General features: G+C 36.4%; 19 protein-coding genes and 1 tRNA gene. 6 read left to right on the plus strand and 14 right to left on the minus strand.

Features of this window, described 5'->3' with window-relative positions:
- Positions 1-13: 13 nt before the first annotated feature.
- The 7 genes from sufC to LB452_RS01455 all read right to left on the minus strand — a co-directional run bounded on the left by sufC (position 14) and on the right by LB452_RS01455 (position 6,800).
- Complete coding sequence (sufC, locus tag LB452_RS01425; RefSeq protein WP_224459936.1) at positions 14-775, minus strand: Fe-S cluster assembly ATPase SufC; 762 nt, start codon at positions 773-775, stop codon at positions 14-16.
- Between the two features lie 9 nt (positions 776-784).
- Complete coding sequence (locus LB452_RS01430; protein WP_224459937.1) at positions 785-1,180, minus strand: hypothetical protein; 396 nt, start codon at positions 1,178-1,180, stop codon at positions 785-787.
- Positions 1,181-1,186: 6 nt separating this feature from the next.
- On the minus strand, positions 1,187-2,632 hold the full coding sequence (gene sufB / locus LB452_RS01435; RefSeq protein WP_224459938.1) for a Fe-S cluster assembly protein SufB: 1,446 nt from the start codon (positions 2,630-2,632) through the stop codon (positions 1,187-1,189).
- Between the two features lie 109 nt (positions 2,633-2,741).
- Entirely contained in the window at positions 2,742-3,071 is a 330-nt protein-coding gene (locus LB452_RS01440) for a HesB/IscA family protein (RefSeq protein WP_224459939.1), read from the minus strand.
- Between the two features lie 184 nt (positions 3,072-3,255).
- Positions 3,256-3,723, minus strand: coding sequence for a hypothetical protein (locus tag LB452_RS01445; RefSeq protein ID WP_224459940.1), 468 nt, complete (start codon positions 3,721-3,723; stop codon positions 3,256-3,258).
- A 16-nt stretch (positions 3,724-3,739) separates the two neighbouring features.
- Positions 3,740-4,840 carry a DNA-processing protein DprA gene (dprA, locus tag LB452_RS01450; RefSeq protein ID WP_224459941.1) on the minus strand — a complete coding sequence of 367 codons (1,101 nt, stop codon included), beginning with the start codon at positions 4,838-4,840 and terminating at the stop codon, positions 3,740-3,742.
- A 10-nt stretch (positions 4,841-4,850) separates the two neighbouring features.
- Positions 4,851-6,800, minus strand: a complete 1,950-nt coding sequence (locus tag LB452_RS01455) for a cation:proton antiporter (protein ID WP_224459942.1) — start codon at positions 6,798-6,800, stop codon at positions 4,851-4,853.
- A gap of 99 nt (positions 6,801-6,899) precedes the next feature.
- Here LB452_RS01455 and LB452_RS01460 point away from each other — a divergent pair, with 99 nt between their 5' ends.
- Genes LB452_RS01460 through LB452_RS01470 form a run of 3 tightly spaced genes read left to right on the plus strand, consistent with a single transcriptional unit; the run spans position 6,900 to position 11,282 of the window.
- Positions 6,900-7,760 (plus strand): MBL fold metallo-hydrolase, encoded by an 861-nt coding sequence (locus tag LB452_RS01460; RefSeq protein WP_224459943.1) that lies wholly within the window; start codon positions 6,900-6,902, stop codon positions 7,758-7,760.
- 13 nt (positions 7,761-7,773) lie between these two features.
- Entirely contained in the window at positions 7,774-9,453 is a 1,680-nt protein-coding gene (locus LB452_RS01465) for a S8 family serine peptidase (RefSeq protein ID WP_224459944.1), read from the plus strand.
- 2 nt (positions 9,454-9,455) lie between these two features.
- On the plus strand, positions 9,456-11,282 hold the full coding sequence (locus tag LB452_RS01470) for a M1 family metallopeptidase (protein WP_224459945.1): 1,827 nt from the start codon (positions 9,456-9,458) through the stop codon (positions 11,280-11,282).
- A 55-nt stretch (positions 11,283-11,337) separates the two neighbouring features.
- Here the strand turns inward: LB452_RS01470 and LB452_RS01475 are convergent, their stop codons facing one another.
- The 5 genes from LB452_RS01475 to rbfA all read right to left on the minus strand — a co-directional run bounded on the left by LB452_RS01475 (position 11,338) and on the right by rbfA (position 18,352).
- The gene (locus LB452_RS01475) at positions 11,338-13,392 is read right to left on the minus strand and encodes a T9SS type A sorting domain-containing protein (RefSeq protein WP_224459946.1); all 2,055 of its coding nucleotides are present in this window, start codon (positions 13,390-13,392) and stop codon (positions 11,338-11,340) included.
- Between the two features lie 196 nt (positions 13,393-13,588).
- Positions 13,589-13,783 carry a hypothetical protein gene (locus tag LB452_RS01480; protein ID WP_224459947.1) on the minus strand — a complete coding sequence of 65 codons (195 nt, stop codon included), beginning with the start codon at positions 13,781-13,783 and terminating at the stop codon, positions 13,589-13,591.
- Positions 13,784-13,787: 4 nt separating this feature from the next.
- Complete coding sequence (locus tag LB452_RS01485) at positions 13,788-16,652, minus strand: T9SS type A sorting domain-containing protein (RefSeq protein WP_224459948.1); 2,865 nt, start codon at positions 16,650-16,652, stop codon at positions 13,788-13,790.
- Between the two features lie 114 nt (positions 16,653-16,766).
- Entirely contained in the window at positions 16,767-17,963 is a 1,197-nt protein-coding gene (locus LB452_RS01490) for an ABC transporter permease (protein WP_224459949.1), read from the minus strand.
- Positions 17,960-18,352 carry a 30S ribosome-binding factor RbfA gene (gene rbfA, locus LB452_RS01495; protein WP_224459950.1) on the minus strand — a complete coding sequence of 131 codons (393 nt, stop codon included), beginning with the start codon at positions 18,350-18,352 and terminating at the stop codon, positions 17,960-17,962. Before rbfA ends, LB452_RS01490 begins: the two co-directional genes overlap by 4 nt.
- Positions 18,353-18,415: 63 nt before the next feature.
- On the opposite strand from rbfA, the gene mce reads away from it, so the two are divergent.
- Complete coding sequence (gene mce / locus LB452_RS01500; protein ID WP_224459951.1) at positions 18,416-18,820, plus strand: methylmalonyl-CoA epimerase; 405 nt, start codon at positions 18,416-18,418, stop codon at positions 18,818-18,820.
- Positions 18,821-18,891: 71 nt separating this feature from the next.
- Positions 18,892-18,965 (plus strand) — tRNA-Ile (locus LB452_RS01505).
- Between the two features lie 134 nt (positions 18,966-19,099).
- On the opposite strand, the gene LB452_RS01510 is transcribed toward LB452_RS01505, so the two are convergent.
- Positions 19,100-19,711, minus strand: coding sequence for a DUF4136 domain-containing protein (locus LB452_RS01510; RefSeq protein ID WP_224459952.1), 612 nt, complete (start codon positions 19,709-19,711; stop codon positions 19,100-19,102).
- 146 nt (positions 19,712-19,857) lie between these two features.
- On the opposite strand from LB452_RS01510, the gene LB452_RS01515 reads away from it, so the two are divergent.
- Positions 19,858-20,673, plus strand: a complete 816-nt coding sequence (locus LB452_RS01515) for an endonuclease/exonuclease/phosphatase family protein (protein ID WP_224459953.1) — start codon at positions 19,858-19,860, stop codon at positions 20,671-20,673.
- A gap of 2 nt (positions 20,674-20,675) precedes the next feature.
- On the opposite strand, the gene LB452_RS01520 is transcribed toward LB452_RS01515, so the two are convergent.
- Positions 20,676-21,224: an HNH endonuclease gene (locus LB452_RS01520; RefSeq protein WP_224459954.1), complete on the minus strand. Its 549-nt coding sequence runs from the start codon at positions 21,222-21,224 to the stop codon at positions 20,676-20,678.
- Positions 21,225-21,417 lie beyond the last annotated feature (193 nt).

Below are 21,417 nucleotides of genomic sequence, written 5' to 3' on the forward strand. Positions count from 1 at the left end.
TTCTTATGAAGTGTTATGAGGTCATTTCTGCACGTTCCTCTTTCAGCCAATCGTAACCTCTTTCTTCAAGCTCTTTGGCTAACTCTTTACCTCCAGATTTTACTATTTTACCATCCATCAATACATGTACAACATCAGGAACTACGTAATCCAGCAAACGCTGATAGTGAGTAATTACTAGTGTAGCGTTATCTTTAGTCTTAAGTCTGTTTACACCATCAGAAACAATACGTAAGGCATCAATATCAAGTCCAGAATCCGTCTCATCAAGAATTGCCAATTTTGGTTCTAACATGGCCATTTGGAAAATCTCATTTCTTTTCTTTTCACCACCAGAAAACCCTTCATTAAGAGATCTGGAAAGAAATTTTCTATCCATCTCCAGTAAAGCAGATTTTTCTCTGATTTTTTTCAGCATCTCATTTGCTGGCATGTCCTTTTGACCTCTGGATTTTCTAACTTGATTGATAGAAGTCTTAATGAAGTTTGTTACCGAAACCCCTGGAATTTCAACCGGATATTGAAAAGATAAAAAGATACCTTTATGTGCTCTTTCTTCTGGAGATAATTCGGAAATATTAGCTTTTTCAAAAAGAATATCCCCTTCTGTAACTTCAAAATCTTCATTTCCTGCGATAACAGAAGCTAATGTACTTTTACCAGATCCGTTTGGACCCATAATAGCATGCACCTCTCCAGGATTAATTTCAAGGTTGATTCCCTTAAGTATTTTTTCACCTTCTACGCTGGCGTGTAAATTTTTTATCTTTAACATATCTTATTCTTATTTATCTAATCTTAAACCATCATCATTCTGCGATGGCTTCACATTTATTATATTTTGAATATCTATAACTTGTGGCCAAGCATCTTTTACTGGATTTTCTCTGACATCAACTTTTAGTGTAACATCAAAAGAAGCAAATGGATCTGAATTGATTTCTTTTACCTGAGCAATTAAATCTTTGGCTCTCGAATTCATGACCACACCATAAATAATCTCTTTCTTTTTAAACACTGCCACAGAATCACTGTAAATAAATTCTCCTAAAACAGTATTCAATTCTGAAATAGATTTAGCTTCAACAAATTTTTGGTCTGAATCTGATGTTTTAGTATCAGATTTACAGGATCCTAAAATCAAAGAAAAAATTGAAATTATAAAAAGATACTTTTTCATAATCCTTTATCCAACTGAGCCTTCCAAGGAAATTTCAAGTAATTTTTGAGCTTCTACAGCAAACTCCATCGGTAACTTATTCAACACTTCTTTGCTAAATCCATTGACAATCAAAGCAATTGCTTTTTCAGTATCAATCCCTCGTTGGTTACAATAGAAAATCTGGTCTTCACCAATTTTACTTGTCGTTGCTTCGTGCTCAACTTGGGCGGTTTTATTTTTGGCTTCAATGTATGGGAATGTATGTGCACCACATTTATTACCCATTAACAATGAATCACACTGAGAGAAATTTCTTGCATTCTCAGCACGCTTGTTAATTTGCACTAAACCTCTGTAACTGTTTTGAGATTTTCCTGCAGAAATACCTTTTGATATAATTGTACTTTTGGTGTTTTTACCAAGGTGAATCATTTTAGTACCTGTATCTGCTTGCTGGAAATTGTTAGTAACTGCGATTGAGTAAAACTCTCCGGTTGAATTATCTCCTTTTAAAACACAGCTAGGATATTTCCAAGTTACTGCAGATCCAGTTTCAACTTGTGTCCAGCTTATCTTCGCATTTTTCTCACAAAGACCTCGCTTAGTTACAAAATTGTAGACTCCACCTTTACCTTCTTTATTTCCAGGATACCAGTTTTGAACTGTAGAATATTTAATTTCTGCGTTGTCTAAAGCGACAAGCTCTACAACAGCTGCATGTAATTGATTTTCATCACGAGATGGTGCTGTACAACCTTCAAGGTAACTCACATAACTTGAATCTTCTGCAATTACGAGCGTTCTTTCAAACTGACCTGTTCCTGCCTGATTAATTCTAAAGTATGTGGACAATTCCATAGGGCATCTTACACCTTTTGGAATGTAACAAAATGAACCATCACTAAATACTGCAGAATTCAACGCAGCAAAGTAATTGTCGGTATGTGGAATTATACTTCCGATGTATTTTTTTACTAATTCAGGATGCTCTTTAATTGCTTCAGAAATGGAACAAAAAATAATTCCCTTTTCTGCTAAGGTCTTTTTGAAAGTAGTAGTTACAGATACTGAATCCATAACGACATCCATAGCAACACCAGCTAATTTCTTTTGCTCGTCAATGGAAATTCCCAACTTTTTAAAAGTCTCTAGCATTTCCGGATCAACTTCATCTAAGCTATCATACTTAGGTTTTGAACTTGGAGCTGAATAGTAAGAAAGAGCTTGATAATCTGGTTTTTCATAACCGATATTTGCCCAATTTGGTTCTTTCATAGTCAACCAGTGTCTGTAAGCTTCCAGCCTCCATTGTGTCATCCAATCTGGCTCTCCTTTCTTTTTGGAAATACCAATAACCACGTCTTCATTCAGTCCTGGAGGAAACGTATCCGATTCCATTTCCGTATAAAAACCGTACTCGTATTCTTTATTTTGTAATTCCTTTTCTAATTCTTGTTCTGTATACGCCATAATCTTTTGTTTTAATCCCTCACCGAGGGTTTCATTCTTTCAACCTCATAGATTGAAATTCTAAACCTTTTCATGCTCATAAGCTTTAAGCTTGCTCAAGACAATCGATTTATAGTGAAAAACTTTCACCGCATCCACATGTTCTTTGTGCATTAGGATTATTAAATACAAATCCTTTCCCATTCAATCCTCCAGAGTATTCCAGAGTCGTACCTATTAAATATAAAAAACTACTTTTATTAATCACTATTTTAATGTCATTATCTTCAAATAGCTTGTCTTCCTCAAGCTGAGTCTGATCGAAATTTAATTCGTAAGACAAACCCGAACAACCACCACTTTTCACGCCAACTCTCACGAAGTGATCACTTGCATTAAAGCCGTCTTCACTCATCAGGTTAACGATCTTTCGTTTAGCTGTTTCACTTACTTTGATCATATTATATGAATTTAATCTAAATTACAAACAAATATAAGATTAATGAATTATTTTAGCCTCTCACTTAACATAATTATTTAGAATATTGACCATAAGTATATCTTATTCTAAGCGGGTTCTTCAACTTTTCATAAAATAAAAAAAGCCAGCAAGTGCCAGCTTTTTATATAAGAAAATCAAATCACTATTCAGACAAAAGTAATTGGGCATTCTCTATTGCAGTTGTGATAGCTTCTTGCATTTCTTCGGCAGAATTATACTGTGCTGATAACATTTCCTGCTTCGCTTTTATGCTGTCCTTATTTTTTGTGGCGAGTCCGCTATTGATTTCAGTTCTTGAAAATGAATTACTAAAGTTTTTCATCCAGGACATCATCAAATCATGTGCTTCTTTTAAGTCATTGATTGCTATTTCGTATTTTTCAACTTCTTCAGCCTCAAAATTATCTGAGGCTTCAATTTCCTCTTTTTCCTTTTCCAGTTTGGAAATCAAACTGTTGAGCTCCGTCATTTTCGGCATGACGTCATCATGAATCTGAACGGTCTCTTTCATCTGAGCATCAAAGGCTTTAGAATCTTCTGACTGTTCTTCTTTACATGAGAAAGAAAAGATCACTAGAGTAAGGAAAAGTACTTTAATTATTGTTTTCATCGGTATTGTTTTAGGTTTAAATTATTTCAAATTGTTTGCCTGGAAGTGGCCTTACGTGCCCTGATAATTCCAAATTCATCAGGATGGAAGCCAATTTATAGGTTGGTAATTTTGTTTCCAAAGATAAGGCATCAATTTCTGCTTTTCCAATTTCCTTAAGTTTTTCAAAAACTAGTTTTTCTTCACCCTCAAGGTTTATAAAAAGTTGTGTTTGCTTATTTTCTTTTTTGGCTTCTATATTCCAATTGAGAAAGTAAACTAGATCTGCTGCACTTGTAATCATTTGGGCTTTTTGCTGTTTGATGAGCATATTGCAGCCTTTACTGAATTTATCCTGCGGTCGGCCTGGAATTGCAAACACCTCTCTATCATAAGAATGAGCAATGTCTGCTGTTACAAGAGAACCCCCTTTCTCTGCGCTTTCAATAACTATGGTAGCTTCGCTAAGACCTGCAACAATTCTATTCCTGCTTAAAAAATTCTTCCTGTCAAATATAGCGGTGCTAAAAAAATCTGTAAAAAAACCACCGTTGTTTTCTATAGCTGCAGCATATTTCTGATGCACTTTGGGATAGATCTGATTTAACCCATGAGCAAGACAAGCTACAGTTTGCAAATTATGGTCAATTGCTGCTTTATGAGCGACTATATCTGCTCCATAAGCAAGGCCTGAGACGATTACTGGTTTAAGAGGTGCCAAATCACTTACAAGCTGCTCACAAAAAGCTACGCCGTGGCTTGTGATTTGGCGTGTACCTACAATGCTTAAAATCGGCTTATTTTTGAGGTTGATATTACCTCTCGAGAAAAGTAATATTGGACTATCTATACATTGCTTAAGACGCGAAGGATAATCTTCATCCTCATAGTAAAGGACATCAATTTTGTTGTCTATAATGAACTTCAACTCTTCTTCAGCTTCTTTAAGATTTGCAGAATCTTTAAGTGTTTGCAAACGCTTTTTACCAATTCCATCTATTTCTGACAATTGTTTTAAATCGGCCTGGAATAAATTGGTAGCGCTTCCAAAATATTGCAATAGTTTTTTGGCATTGATTTGACCAATACCTGAAAGATTCTGTAACATCAAAAGATTAAGAAGTTCCTGCTCTTTCATTCAAAATGGATTAGGACTCTCCAGTCTTTTTTGTTTTATCCTCTGTTTTGCTTTGAGCTTCACTCCTCCGTTTCTTTTCTTTTTCTGTCATCTTATCTTCTTCCTTGATGGAGGATTCTTCTACAACTTTTTCTGAAGGTTCTTTTTCAAAAGACTTACCTAGATAAACCAATTTAAATCCTTCCTCAACAGTAACGGATTTTGTATTATTTGGGAGGATTTCAAGTTTTCCTTCATTAGTTTTCGTGAATAGAGGAATAATCTCTGATTCTATCTTGCTTATTTCAATTAAACCTTCGAAGTGTTCTTTGGAGTTTAGCGATATTTCATGAATTTCAGGATACTTTCTCGTAAGATTTACAAGCTTAATGTAGTCGTCGGTTTGAGAAAATAAACCATCGTCCGGATTGTTCTCTGGATCTTCCATTTCTTCAGAAGAGATAACCCGATAAGTACCTTGCTCTCCAAATTGCTTTGCGAAATTCTCGATTGCTTTTTTATTTACGGCTGTATTTCCGGTTAAAGCCATCAGGTAACCAACATCACTTAATTCTACATTATCTATTAAGTTATCGGAATAGATATTCGCATTGATCGCATCCAATCCCATTTCTTTGGCCTTATCTATATTGCTTTTGTTATTATCAACAATTACCACATGCCTTTCGTTATCCATCAAATATTTAGCTATGAGTCTTGAAAAAGAGGATGAACCTACAATAAGGATTCCTTGAGAATCTCTCAAAAATACACCTACTAGTTTTGCGAAGGGTCTCGCAGTTGTTGCATTAAGTAAAACGGTTCCCAAAACAATGATAAAAACCAATGGTGTTATCAATTCAGCATTGGGAACTTCCTGCTCTACCAGTTTGAGTCCAAAAAGTGAAGCCACACCCGCAGCAACAATACCACGAGGTCCTACCCAACTTATAAACAGTTTTTCATTGGTCGTTAAAGTCGAATTATAACTGCTCAAAAATACACCGAGCGGCCTAACAACAAAAACTACAACAGCAAACAGAGTTAAAGTTTCCCAGTTGATCACCAACAACAAATTATCCAAATTGATATTGGCTGACAGCAAAATGAAAAGTATGGAAATAAGTAAAACACTTAAAGACTCTTTGAAATAAAGTAAATCCTTGAGGTTTGGTAAATTGGTATTTCCCATGATAATACCCATAATTACCACAGCAAGAAGTCCGCTTTCATGCGCAAAATGATCTGCTAAAACAAAAACGCCCAAAACTGCAGCTAGAGTGACTACGTTAAGTAAATAATGAGGAATAATTTTGGATTTGATTGAAAACGCCAAGGCTTTAGCAAATGTAAAACCAAACGTAAAACCGAATAGTACTATCTTACCAAACTCGATCAAAACAGTAGATGTAACAGCTTCTCCGCCGCCGGCAGAAATAAATTCAAACACCAATACCGCAACCAAAGCTCCGATAGGATCAATCAAAATTCCTTCCCATTTTAAAATCGTGGAAACATCTTTTTTAAGAGGAATATTTCTTAGAATCGGAGTAATAACTGTGGGTCCGGTAACTATAATCAAGCCAGAAAATAAAAGAGAAATTTGCCAGCTAAGCCCAAGAATCCAATGAGCAGCCATTCCAGCTCCTATGAAAGTAATAACTACAGCAACTGTGATCAATTTTACAATGACAGGGCCTACATGAAGGATTTCTCCACGCCTTAAAGTAAGACCACCTTCAAATAGGATAATGCCTATGGCGAGAGATACAAAGTAAAACAAACTCTCGCCCGGAAACAAACCAGATTCCCCATTCCAAATGGGTTCTATAAGTTTGGAACCATCTTCAGTATATAAGGAAGCTATAGGGCCGACTAATAAACCAATAAGAATAAGAGGTAAAATTGCTGGAATTTTAAATCTCCATGCAAACCACTGAGCCAAAATCCCAAGTATTATTATTCCTGCTAGTTCTATCATAAAAGCGTTAAATTTGAGTCGTTAAAAATAGTATAATCTAGAAGACTCGAAATTCAAAGTTAAGACTCTTTTAGTATTTTGCTTCAAAATATAACTTTTATGACTTTATACCCTATTGAAACTGGCCATTTCAAACTCGATGGTGGTGCTATGTTTGGTGTTGTTCCAAAAACACTTTGGCAACGCTCCAATCCTGCAGACCAAAATAATATGATAGACATTGCAGCCACAAGTTTATTGATAGAAAATGGAAAACAACTTATCCTTATAGATACAGGCTTAGGGAACAAACAAAGTGAGAAATTTTTCAGCCATTACCATAGGTGGGGAGACCATTCCATCGACAGTTCTCTCAAAAAATATGGCTTCCATAGAGACGATATTACAGATGTATTTATGACTCATCTTCATTTTGATCATTGCGGTGGAAGCATACAATGGAATAAAGATAAAACAGGATACGAACCCGCATTCAAAAATGCTAAGTTCTGGACCAATCAAGAACACTGGGACTGGGCAACAAATCCCAACGATAGAGAAAAGGCTTCCTTCTTAAAAGAAAATTTGATTCCCATGCAGGAATCAGGACAACTCAACTTTTTGGAAAGATCAAAAAACAGACACTTTTACAAGAATATGGGGTTTGAAGTTCTTTTTGTAGATGGACATACGGACAAACAAATGATTCCAATTATTGATTACAAAGGCAAAAAACTCGTTTTTGCTGCGGACTTACTCCCAACAGCTGGCCACATTCCGCTGCCTTATGTTATGGGTTTTGACACAAGACCTTTAAAAACTTTAGATGAGAAAAAACTTTTTCTTGATGAGGCCGTTGCAAACGACTACTATCTTTTCCTTGAGCATGATGCTCATAATGAAGTAATCAATTTGCAACATACTGAAAAAGGAGCTAGATTAAATTCAACATTTAAGTTTTCAGAACTGTTTACCAACTAAATTAAATACAACCATGAATAATAAATTTTTAAAAATTGGAGTCTTATGCTTTTTCGTATCTAGCTTTTTGCTCAGCTGTGCGAGTGGACCAAAAATAAATTCACAGCCTATTCCCAATTTACAAAACGTAAGTGAAAAGACTGAAGCCTTGACAGATGATGAACTTCAATATTGGGGAAGTCAAGACTTATTATATGACACCATACCAGGAATGAGCGTAGATAGGGCGTATAAAGAACTTATCAAAGATTACAACGGAAAAACTATTATCGTAGCTGTTCTAGATAGCGGAGTCGATATAGAGCATGAAGACCTGGAGGGAGTGGTGTGGACCAATATTGATGAAATCCCAGATAATGGAATTGATGATGACGACAATGGATTTGTAGATGACATCCATGGCTGGAATTTTCTTGGCGATGTTACAAATGAAAATTTAGAATACACGAGAATAGTAAGGGATTACAAAGGTCAATTTGAAGATAAACTTGCAAGTGATATAGATCCAGAAGATCTAGAAAAATTCAAAATGTATAGAGCTGCAAAAGCAAAATATGATGAAGAGCTGGCAAATACTGATAAGAGCATCAATAGATATGTAATGATGAATAATCAATTACAAGAAGCTGAAGAAAGCCTGAAAATTGAACTTGAAGTGGATAAACTCACCATTGAAAATGTAACGGCTTTCAAACCACAGGATGATACATCTTTAAATCAAAAAATGCTGTTGCTGAATGTAATGAATAACATTGATGAGGATATTCAGAATATTCAGGATCAACTCGCTGAAGCCATGGAGTATTTTGGAGATAAAACGAAATACCACCTAAATCTGGACCTGAATGCAAGGGCAAAAAATCTAGGTGATGATGCTGATGATTTTTCGACCAAAATTTATGGAAATAATAAAGTAAGCGGACCAAATGAAGACAAAAAGGAAGCAAAGCATGGAACACATGTCGCTGGAATCATAGCCGCCAGTAGAAAAAACGATAAAGGGATAAAAGGTGTTGCAGATAATGTTTTAATTATGCCTATCAGAGCGGTTCCTGACGGAGATGAGTACGACAAAGACATCGCACTTGGAATTCGCTATGCTGTTGACAATGGAGCAAGTATCATCAATACATCCTTCGGAAAATACTTTTCAACTCATCCTGAATGGGTGATGGATGCCATCAAATACGCTGAAAAAAATGATGTTCTCATTGTAAATGCTGCTGGAAACGAAGGAATTGATCTGGATGAAAAGCGCGTTTATCCTAATGATGAAACGCCTGAAAATCCAGCAAATTTTGTTGACAACTTCATAAATGTTGGTTCAATAACCTCTCAATACGGAGGGAACTTAGTCTCTGGATTTTCTAATTATGGCATAAACAGTGTAGATATATTTGCGCCTGGGTCGTCCATATATGCGACAACCCCTTTAAATACTTATGAATTTTTACAAGGAACTTCGATGGCAGCCCCAAATGTTGCTGGAGTAGCAGCCGTAATAAGATCTTTGTTCCCAAAACTTAGCGCTCCACAAGTCAAACAAATCTTGATGGAATCCGGATTGAGTACGAACCAGAAAGTGATTCTCGGCGGAGACCCTCAAAACACAGAAGTCTTCAGTAAAATTTCAGTTTCTGGAAACATGGTAAATATGTATAACGCTATTATATTAGCTTCTAAAACCAAATAAACATGATTAAAAACACTTTTACATTTATGATGTTGATTTCAATATCAACACTCTTTGCACAAAACAATACCGGCTATTGGCAACAACACGTTGACTATGAAATGCAGGTAGATTTTGATGATAAGAATTATCAATATGAAGGCGAGCAAAAACTGGTCTATACCAATAATTCACCGGACACCCTCAATAGAGTTTTTTATCACATGTATTTCAACGCATTCCAGCCAGGGAGCGAAATGGATGTAAGATCCAGAACTATACAAGATCCAGATGGTAGAGTAAGAGATCGTATTTCTAAACTAAGTGATGAAGAAATAGGGTTTATGAGAGCAAAATCTTTGAAGCAAGATGGAAAAGACTTAAACTACGAACTCGTAGGGACAGTTTTGGAAGTTGAACTCGCTGATCCTATTCTACCTGGAGATTCAACGACTTTTGAAATGGAATTTTTGGGCCAGGTTCCTGTGCAGATAAGAAGATCTGGAAGAAACAATGCTGAAGGTGTTGAATTGTCAATGACACAATGGTACCCTAAAATGGCTGAATATGACTTTGAAGGCTGGCATGCAGATCCTTACATAGCAAGAGAATTTCATGGAGTTTGGGGTGATTTTGATGTAAAAATCACCATAGACAAAGATTTTATTTTAGGTGGCTCTGGTTACATTCAAAATCCAAACGAAGTTGGCTATGGTTATGAAGATGAAGGTGTAAAAGTAAGACGCAGAGGAAAAAAATTAACCTGGCACTTCGTTGCTCCAAATGTTCATGATTTTACCTGGGCAGCAGACAAAAATTATATTCATGACCAAATCATTGGGAATGATGGCACAACTCTTCATTTCTTATATAAAGACAATGAAGACATCAAAGAGAACTGGAAGAATTTACAATCTAAAACAGCTGAACTTTTAGATTATTTCAATGAGCACATTGGTCAGTATCCATACGATCAATATTCTGTGATTCAAGGTGGCGACGGAGGTATGGAATACGCCATGTGTACGCTTATTACCGGTGAAAGAGAATTTGGAAGCCTTGTTGGCGTTACAGCTCACGAGATGGCGCATGCCTGGTTTCAGCATGTTTTAGCAACAGACGAAGCTCAGCACGAATGGATGGATGAAGGATTCACCTCATACATTTCTGGCCTAGCAATGAATGAAGTGATGGATCGGAATAGAGAAAATCCTACTGCTGGCAGTTACAGGGGTTATGTAAGTTTGGCAAATTCTGGATATGAGCAAGCTCAGACTACCCATGCAGACCGTTATGAATATAACCAAGCTTATGGAACTTCAGCTTATTCTAAAGGTGCTGTATTCTTAGGTCAACTTGGTTATTTGATTGGTAAAGAAAATTTACAGAAAGTCTTAAACAGATATTTTGATGAGTGGAAATTTAAGCATCCTACACCAAATGATTTTATTCGTGTAGCTGAAAAAGTGAGCGGTGCAGAGCTTAGCTGGTATCTCAATGACTGGACTAGAACTACCAACACCATTGATTATGGTATTAAAGATGTGAGTGTAGATGAACAAAACACAATTGTAACTTTAGAACGCATAGGGCTCACGCCAATGCCGTTGGAAGTAAAAGTAGATTACAAGGGAGGAAATTCCGAAACCTACTATATTCCTCTACGCATCATGAGATGGGAAAAACCTAATGCAGGTGAAATTGTGGACGACTGGGCCTGGGCTTATCCAACTTATGACCTAGAAATACCTACTAATCAGTATGGAATTGAAAAAATTGAAATTGATCCCTCACAATATATGGCAGATGTCAATCGCGATAATAACGTCGAGGTTCTGGAGGAAGAATAAAAGGTGAGTCCAAATTTCAAAAGCGCATTCAACTCCTTGAATGCGCTTTTTTATTTTAGTTTTCTTTGATCAATTTAAAACTTTGCTCCTCATGATCAGAAGATAATTTCACAATATAAACTCCGTCTTCAACATTAAAATCTTCAACGCTGAATGTCGACGCAGCACCTATTTTTTTAGAATAGATTTGTTGCCCAATCATGTTAAAAATAGTGATTTCAGCATTGGTGATATTACTTAATCCATTTATACTAAAAGATCCTTTAGTCGGGTTTGGATATATTTTGACTTCAGAAAAAAGCGATTCTGAAGTTGATAAGCTGACCGGCTTAAGCTTTAGAGAGAATCGATTTTCATCTACAGAACCTGCAACTGAAGAATTGACATCAAATGAGTACGTCGAATTTGATTTGGACAAAAGTGTTTCGGTTTCCAAATAAAGATCTATTATATAGACATCAGCATAAAACGAATCTGAAAACTCAAAGTTAAAAGTATAATTTTCCCTTCTGTATTGATTGATATAAAGCGGTAAAACCTCTTCAGCATTCGGCATATTTCTTCTTTCCAAAGCTACCAGATTTTGGTTTATAACTCTGGTAAGGTTTTCGTCCACATTTTTAAGCTTTGCGATATCATCATCAGCAGAATTCGAATATCTACTCCCAAAATTAATTCTAAGAGCATCTGAAGGAGTACTACCCGCATTATAAGAAACTTCATTGAAAAGCTGAATATTTAGAAATTGCTCATTAGAATCAGAAAGAATTTCTGGCTGAGGGTTTAAATTTACTGCTTTATCGCTCTCCGAAAAGTTGACTTGAGTGACGGAATTATTATATATGGTTTGAACAAATACAGCCTGCATGGGTTGGAGGTATTGATTCGCTTCAGAATTGGAAGAATTGTTGCCTGAGGGTAATTCCACTACTACAAAGGCGCCTCTACCTCCAGGCTGTTCCAAGTCTTGAATACCGCCCAATTTTGGATCCCAAACATAGTATACGTCTTTTCTGATATTTTTAGACTTTGCTAAGACAGAATTCATATCTACCTGAGCGTGGTAAGGATTTCCAATTAAACTAAATCCATCTTTAGTTTGAGATAAATCAGTGGTTGTATAATTCCCTGTCACTAGCTCACCTTTTGCTCTAAGTCGAGTTGCTGTCGGCTCTGCCGAATTTGAATAAATATTGATAGTTCTATCACCTCTTACAAGAATCATGTAAGGATTGCCTGCCATTAGTTGATTTACGTTAGTGTTATTTATGGGATTGAAATCACTCTGTTGATGATCATAGGTAAACAGGGATGCATTGCCGGAAGGGTTGAAGTCGAATCCATTTTCGCCATCCTGCTCCAGATAAGCTGGTCCATTTCCTGGGTTAAGTCCTGTAATATGTGTTCCATATTCTTCATCTACATCCTCATCAAAATAACTGTCTGCATCTTCCTGCCAGTTCTTATGAATGGAAGTTGATGTATTCACAGATGGACTTATAAGGCGATTCGCCCTCCTTGCAGGATAACACTGTTCAGTTTGAACTTTTCCTGAAATTTCTCCACGAACCTCTCCTATCTGAGCTGTTTTATTGGTCTCGAAATCACACCTTAGATATAGATTCCCTTTAGTTTTAAGCTCACCTGCGTCTACATATAAATTGCCGGAAACTTCTATCCCATCTTCTATGTGGACTGTTGAAGCATTCAAAATCCTCAAATTGCTGTAAACCCCTTTCTCTTTGATAAACTGAGCGGAATTTCCATTCAAAACTAAATCTCCTGCGCCAAAAATTCGGCCGCTATTTTCAATGTTTCTTGTGACAAACAACTGAAAAGACGGATTTATTGTAAGTGAAATATTTTCATCAATTTCAAGTGACTTTACCTGAACGGAAGCCTCCAAAACTGCATGGGCTTCAATAATTACTTTAGAAGTAGATGTTGGTAACTTATGATTTTTCCAGTTTTGCGAATTGCTCCAGCTCCCACTGGAAACAAAAACAGCCTGCTCTTCACTTTTAGATTCATTTAGACCTGACTGTGAGAGGCAAGGCAAGTTTACATTTGCTAGAATTGCAAAAAGAAGTATGGAAATTATTTTACTCAAAAAGCTTAGAATTTGAACAAAAGTATAGGCTAAGCTTGACGATTTATGTAGAATAAGTTCGAAATCAATGAGATAGAAATCTTTTTAAAACCATTGATAATTCTTACTATTTTAATTTTTGAAATTCAGTTTTTTAAAAAAACCCACTTGGTTGACCAAGTGGGTTTGTGATTATTTGAAATGAAAACAAATTAATTTACTTCCTTACTTTCTTTATTCCTAAATATCCACCAACAGCCAATCCTAAAGCGATAAGACCGTTGATTGGTGCTACTGGCTCATCCCTTACATCATCTTCAAAAATAGGAAGTTGAGCGTAACTCTGAGACGATATCAATAATAAAGCGATAATAATAACTAATGTTATATAATGTGAATTTTGAAGTTTCATAAGCTTATTGTTTTATCAATTTGAAAGTTCTTTCGCCTTGATTGGTTTTTAATTTAACTAGATACACGCCAGCGCTTCCGTTGAAATCTGTGATCTCAGTTGTAAGCTGGTTTTCAAGGTTTGTTTTATAAATCTGCTGACCTATCATGTTATAAATCTCAACTTCTGTTTCTTCTCCTAAATTCTCTCCACTTATGCTAAAGCTTCCTTTTGTCGGGTTTGGATATAAGCTGGCCTTCACCAGAGTCTCTTCCATTGTTGATAAACTGACTGGCTCAAACACTAATCTAAATCTATCTGAAGCTTTAGATTCTGGAATTGACTCATCTACAGTGAAAGAATAAGTGTCTTCCGTTTGTGTAACCTCTGTTACTTGATTTAAATACTTGTCTTCGATAAAAACTTGAGTATTTAAGTTATCGGTCAGGTCAAATTTCATCACATAAGCCTCTCTTCTGTATTGGTTGATGAACAATTCTAAACGCTCTTCAGTTTCAGGGAATGGTCGTCTTTCAATAGCTGAGTACTTATTACCTTCTATTCTTGCCAGGTTCTCATCCAGATTACCAAGTTTTGGTGAATCATCTTCAGAAGTAATACTGTATGATTTATCAAATTTGATTCGTAACCCATCTGATGGGGTATTCCCTTCAGCATAAGAAGTAGCGTTAAATAACTGAATGTTGATATATTCTGATTCTGATAAAGACTTAACATCAGTTTGCACTTGTTCTACAGCCTTCATTGATTCTTCAAAAGTTACAGAGGCCGGTCCGTCAGCTAGTGTCTCAACAAATGCTGCTTGCATCGGTTGCAAGAACTCATTAGCCGAAGAGCCAACTGAATTTGAACCAGGTGTATTTGTTAAATCTACAGTCACATAAGCTCCTCTCCCCCCTTCTTGGCCCACTGTTGGAGCTCCACCTAATGTAGGATCCCAAACATAATATTCCGTTGTAGATACATTTGTAGCACTTGCAAGCAGAGTACTAACATCCACTTGGGCATGGTATGGATTAGCTATAAAACTGAATTCATTGGCAATAGGTGATAAGCTTGAATTAGAAATATCTCCAATGGATAAAGCTCCCGTCGCTCTTAAGCGAGTGTCTGATATAGAGGCATTATTAATTGTTACATTTATATCTCTACCACCTCTAATAAATAAGCGATATGCCTGATTGACATCGAGTGTATTTACATCTGTATTAGCTACAGGACTCCATAGCTGGGTTGAATTATTAAAGGTGAATAAAGAAGGGTTTCCACTACCAGTCGCATCAAAACCATCATCCCCTATTGTTGAACCTGTGATATGTGTACCATAACCTGGGTTAGGGTTTTCGTTATCTGTTGAGAAATTAAGCCCCATATTATTGACTCCTTCCTGCCAGTTAGCATTGATAGAGCTAGAGGTGGTTACGGATGGAGAAACAAACCTAAACGCTCTTCTGCCTGGATAGCACTGTTCTACCGTGACATTGCCATTGATGCTTGATCCAGAAGCAACCTGACCTACCTGTGCAGTTTTTGGAGGGATTCCAAAAGCACAACGTAAGCTTAGATTTCCGTTTGTATTTAGAGTTCCCTGGTCTACATATAAGACACCAGATAAATCGGATGGATCATTCAGGTCTACTGAAGTCGCATTGTCAAGTCTTAAATTTTCAAAAGAACCACCACCTGATATAGTCTGTGCGGAAGTGCCGTTAAGAACTACTTCGCCTTCGCCGGTCAAGCTACCTGCATGATTTAAATCACCATTTACGCTTAAAGCGATACCATCTAAAATATCTATATCAACATATGATAATGATTCTAAATTACCAACACTTTTATTTGTAGAAATATTCGGATTTGCTATTATTATTACATCATCTCCGGCAGAAGGTGTATTACTATTTAACCAGTTGGCAGCAGTATCCCAATCCCCATTGCTATTAAAAACAAAATCAGTTGACTCAAAATTTCTATACCTTATCAAAACAATACCTGAGCCACCAGCAGCTCCTGCGTGTACAGAACTACCACCACCACCTCCTCCACCGGTGTTTGGCATACCAGAAGTAGGTGCTATTAAATCTCTTGCACTTGAACCATTTCCACCACCACCAGGACCTCCAAGACCTAAAGCACCATCTCTTCCACCGCCGCCGCCGCCACCAGCAAAGAAACCATTATCACCAACAGAAGTACCGAAAAAAGGACTATAATCTAATCCGTCTCCACCATTTCCACCATCTTGCCCTGTTATGTTAGCAGGTTGTGAACCAGCGCCGCCGCCGCCGCCGCCGCCATTATCTGTACTATTTCTTGCACCATCATTACCAAATCCTCCGTCAGCACTATCTGGTTGTAATCCAAGTCCTGCTGGATTTTGCCTTCCTCCACCACCAGAACCACCATTAGCAGCTGGTGAGTCAGTAGTTTCACCTCCTGGTGTAATATTACCACCTCCACCACCTAAGGCTACTAATCCGTCAAATACTGAATTTTCTCCATTATCTGCTGGCGTATTAACTCCATCTCGTCCATTACCTCCATTACCAACAGAAAGAGGTATTGCAGATCCAGATGTTACAGCAACCCCTTCTCGAAATATAAGTCCTCCGGCGCCACCAGCCCCGCCACCAGCATTATTATAAGAAGTATTACCTGCACCTCCACCTCCACCTCCAACAATCAAGATATCAACTCTTGTAACTCCAGATGGAGGAGTAAATTCTGCAGGACCTGTTGTCGTGTATTTATGTATGGTATACTCTATACCATCAATGACTTCAATTGAAGTTTGATCTCCATTTTGTGATTGAACTGCCCCAAATAGGAAAATGAAGCACGAAAATAAAAGGAAAGTAATTTTATTCATAACAAATTGTTTTGAACAAAATTGGCTTTGTTATTCTTAATTTTTTGTAGAATTAGTTCGAAATTTCTTTACAACGCACTTTATTTAAGCAACTTAAGATAACTAAGGAAAATATTAGTGAAGTGAGTGTTTAACGCTTTGAGAAGAAATATAGGAGGCCAAAAAACCTAAGCCTGAAATCGTTATGAAAACAATCAAAATATTAACGAATTCAAGTTTTACCGGATAGGCTAAACTTGGGGTAATCATAATCCATTCAAAATAGAGTTGAGAAATCACCATTATTATTCCAAGGACAAGTCCCATGATGCCTCCTGCAACACTCATCAGTCCACCTTGAAAGAAAAATATACGCTGGATTTCAGTTTTAGTCAGCCCCAAATTCAGAAGTGTTTTTGAATTTTGTTGCTTTTCCAATACAGCCATAATAATAGAACCTATCACATTGAACAAAGCAATAATAATCACCAAAGTAAAAATCAAATACACCGCAAGATTTTCAGTATTTAGCATTTTATAGAGACTGTTGTTAAGCTGGATTCTGTCTTTTACTTCAACTTGCTGATGAAATATATCTTTTAAGTCTTTTCGAACTATATTTAGATCTGCAGAAGAAGTCACTTTTACTTCCAGAGCAGAAACCTCATCTTCGTTGAGTTGCAACAAGCTTCTTGCAAAGCCAATATCTGTAAACGCAAACTTTTTATCCAATTCCTCATTGATGGAATAAATACCTACTACCGTGGCACTCCCAGTTCTAAAGGCATCTTTAACATCTAAAATCTGTCCTTTACCAGGCTTTGGAACATACAAACTCAGCAATCCCGAATAATCTCTAACTCCTGAAGAAAGTTTTCTGGAAAGATCATTACCAAGCACGACCTGACTTGCATTTTCTTCAAGCCATTGTCCAAGGAAGACCGCATTCTTAATATCACTTATAGCCTGAAAACTAGTATCTACGCCTTTAATAAAAGCCGGTGTATTTTTGGATTTAAAGCTTAACAACACCCGCTCTTCAATCACTTCAGAATAGGCTACAATGTCTTTGTGATTTTGAATTTGGGAATTTTGAAGAGAGTCCACTTCAAAAAACTTTCCTGTGGAAGGCAACACCTTAAGATCCGGGTCAAATTTATTGGTAAAGGAAAGGCTGAATTCTTTGAGTCCGGCAAATGCCGATAAAACCACAAAAAGGGATAAAGCGCCGGCTATTATGCCAATAGAAGCAATCCAGGTGATAATGTTGATCGCCGTATTGGAACTTTTGGAAAAGAAATAACGCCTGGCGATGTAAAAGGATACATTCAATTTTTCTTACGCTTGTCTAATAGGTCAGGGTTTTTGATTGGGTCATTTTTACCTTTGAAGGCTTGCTCCAAATCATTGATGTACTCAATAGAATCATCGTTAAAAAAAGCCAGCTCCGGCATGCGTCGCAATTGGTTTTTGGTGCGTTGCGCGACTTCATGTTTTATTTTTGACTTCTTCGTTCTTATTTCTTCTACGATTTCCTCAGATTTCTCTGAAGGAAAAATGCTTAAATGTGCCTTGGCCTGTAGCAGGTCTGGCGTCACTTTCACTTTGGTGACCGATATGATTAAGTTTTGAGTTCCTGCAGCTTTCAATTCCAGCTGAATGACTTCAGCTAAATCTTTCTGAAGGATTCCAGCAATTTTCTTTTGTCTATTTGATTCCATTTTGCAAAGTTAGGATAAATATATAAATGCTAGTTTTGTTATATAACTTTCTGAAAATATCTTATGATAAAAAAAATTGAACATTTAGGCATTGCGGTGAGTAATATAGAAGAGGCTACTAAAACTTATGAAGCTTTACTAAACACGCCTCCCTACAAAACTGAAATTGTTGAACGGGAAGGCGTGAAAACTGTTTTTTTTGAATGTGGCGAAAGTAAAATTGAATTGCTTGGTGCCACGCGTGAGGATAGTCCCGTTGGAAAATATTTGAGCAAACAAAAAGAAGGCATTCATCATATCGCTTTTTTTGTAGATGATCTCAAATCTGAAATGAAAAGACTACAAAGCGAAGGCTTCCAATTACTTAGCGAAGAACCTAAAGCAGGGGCCGATGGAAAATCCATAGTCTTTTTGCATCCTAAAAGCAATCACGGTGTGCTCGTAGAATTGTGTGAAGACCAAAGTTGATTTTAAATTAAAAAATGTTTTGGCTGATAATAAACTTATACTTATTTTTGCCGTCCTTAATAATCAGTATCGGTCCCATAGCTCAGCTGGTTAGAGCACCTGACTCATAATCAGGTGGCCCTTGGTTCGAGTCCAAGTGGGACCACTAGTAAAATCAAAGCCTTACAGAAATGTAGGGCTTTTTTATTTTTGTATTTATACGATTTCAGTTCAGTAGGTTTGTTTTAAAAAAAAGACTGCCTTATAAAGACAGTCTTTAAAAATTGAGATTAAAAATAATTACTTATTATTTAGAGGATACTTTTGAAATATATCTCTGATCGACTCTTGAACTGCTTCCGTTTCAGATTGATCCATTATTGGCTCTGAAGTAATTCCTTTCCAAACTGATTGTTTAGTCTCTCTATCAACCAAATCAACTACCACTGTACCTTTTTTATATGAATAGGTATCTGTTGTATAACCAATGACTCCACCTGGATAGTACCAGTCGTACCATCCTCTGTAATAAAAAGGCTGATAAAATGGACTTACTGGCATACCTGCAACAGAGTTATTATATGGGTAGCTAGCATACACAGGCTCTTCTTGTCGTTTAGTTTTTAAGTCTGTTGTAATACTTATAAGCACTAAAAGATCTGGATTATCTCTATCTAATGTATAACCTGTCGCTTTCATTTGTTCATTGATTGTTTCAATAATAAATGAATTTAAAAAATCGGTCTGAACTGCTGAATTTCGAATCTCTATAGATGCATTGGGCAAGTAAGCGAATGTCTCATATTTGCTTAAATCTGCTTTGTTAGGTCTAACTGTTTGAACGTCGGATGCCCCACACCCAAAAAGTAAGAAACCTAGTATAATTGGTAAAGTATTTTTTAAAAGCTTCATTATGTCTAGTTTTAAAGATTAATATTAATTAAATCATAATGGATTTTACGGCAATGAAATCCGATATTGTGATTTTAAAACTTATTTAACAGCAAAAATTATTTCTATCTACTGAAAACAGAGAACTATTTCAAATTAAATCATTTGTGAGAAAATACTACCTTTTATTTATATATAGCTTATTTATTTTTTCTGGAAACATCAGCATTTGTCAAGTCAAACTGAGTTCCTGGAATATCAGACACCTTGGAAATTCAAAATCCAATCAAGCCATAACTTTTATGGCGCGAACTTTACGAGACTACGATATCGTAGCCATTCAAGAGGTTGTTGCTGGCAATGGAGGGGCGCAATCTGTTGCAAAACTAGCCGATGAGTTAAATCGAACCGGAACAAAATGGAATTATACCGTAAGTAACCCAACTCAGGGTGGCAGATATAGTTCAGAACGATATGCTTACCTCTGGAAGCCTAACCATGTAGAACTGATCAAAAAAGCCTGGCTAGATGTAGATTTTGTTGAAGATATTGAACGCGAGCCCTATTTTATAAAGTTCAAGTATAAAAATGAATACTTTACCTTAGTTAATATTCATGCAGTGCCAAAGACAAAACAACCAGAGCGAGAACTCAAACATCTAAAATTTTATCAGGATCTATATCCTGAGGAAAATTTAATTTTCCTGGGAGATTTCAATTTACCCCAATCACACACCGTATTCAATCCCTTGAAAACAAGAGGCTATGTTTCAGCATTAGTAAGTCAAAAGACAAGCCTTAAAATGCAATGTATTTCGAATGAGTGTCTGGCTTCAGAATATGATAATATATTTCTGAACAGCAAACATTTCTCGATACTCAAAAGTGGAGTGAACTCATTCTATAAGTCATTTCCCGATTTAAAATCGGCAAGAACGATTTCTGACCACATTCCTATTTGGGTTGAATTTGACTTCAGGTAAAATTAATAATCCGTCACCGTACCCCAATTTTCTCCGCTTTTTATACGATAAAGTTGCATCTCAGAAATACCAAATTGCTTAGCAATCATTTTCATGCGCGTGCGTCGATTGGGATCGTGAATTTTTCGCTTTATCAGCCTGACTTTAGCTTCGGTCAATTTGGAATACGTCCGCTTTTTAGGCCTGTTGATATACTCAGGATTGCTAAATTGATGTGTTTCCTTTTCTTTTTTGGTAGCCCATTTCAAGTTTTCAACCTTGTTATTCAGTTTGTCATAGTTGAGATGGATCACATAGATTCCATCACCGCGTTCCAGAAAGTGTTCTGCAACTAACTTGTGAACATACCTACTTGTAGATTTTTTGTTGATTTCTTGCTTGAGAGGAAGGGTTTGATAGCCATTTATAAAGGATTCTTTCACCAAAACTTCTTTTGGGCCTTTACAGTTAATCATTCTGCCATAATTTGAAATTTTATATTTTTCAAATTTTGCAATTTTATCGTCAAAGACGACATCTTTCCACTCTTCGTTGTAATAATTACGAATCATCTGTTTTTGATTTTGAGACTTAGTTCAGTAGGATGAAGGTGTTCCGAATCAAAATAAATTGGTAATTAATAAACGCAATATAATTGATTTATTTAATTCTGAAAAGAATAAAAAATTGTCCTAAACTCAACAAGTATCATTCATTTGTTAAAAATATAAAATATATTCTAATTAATTAACAATTTGTTGACAT

It is taken from the genome of Psychroflexus longus (genome assembly GCF_020164595.1).
Lineage (GTDB): Bacteria > Bacteroidota > Bacteroidia > Flavobacteriales > Flavobacteriaceae > Psychroflexus > Psychroflexus longus.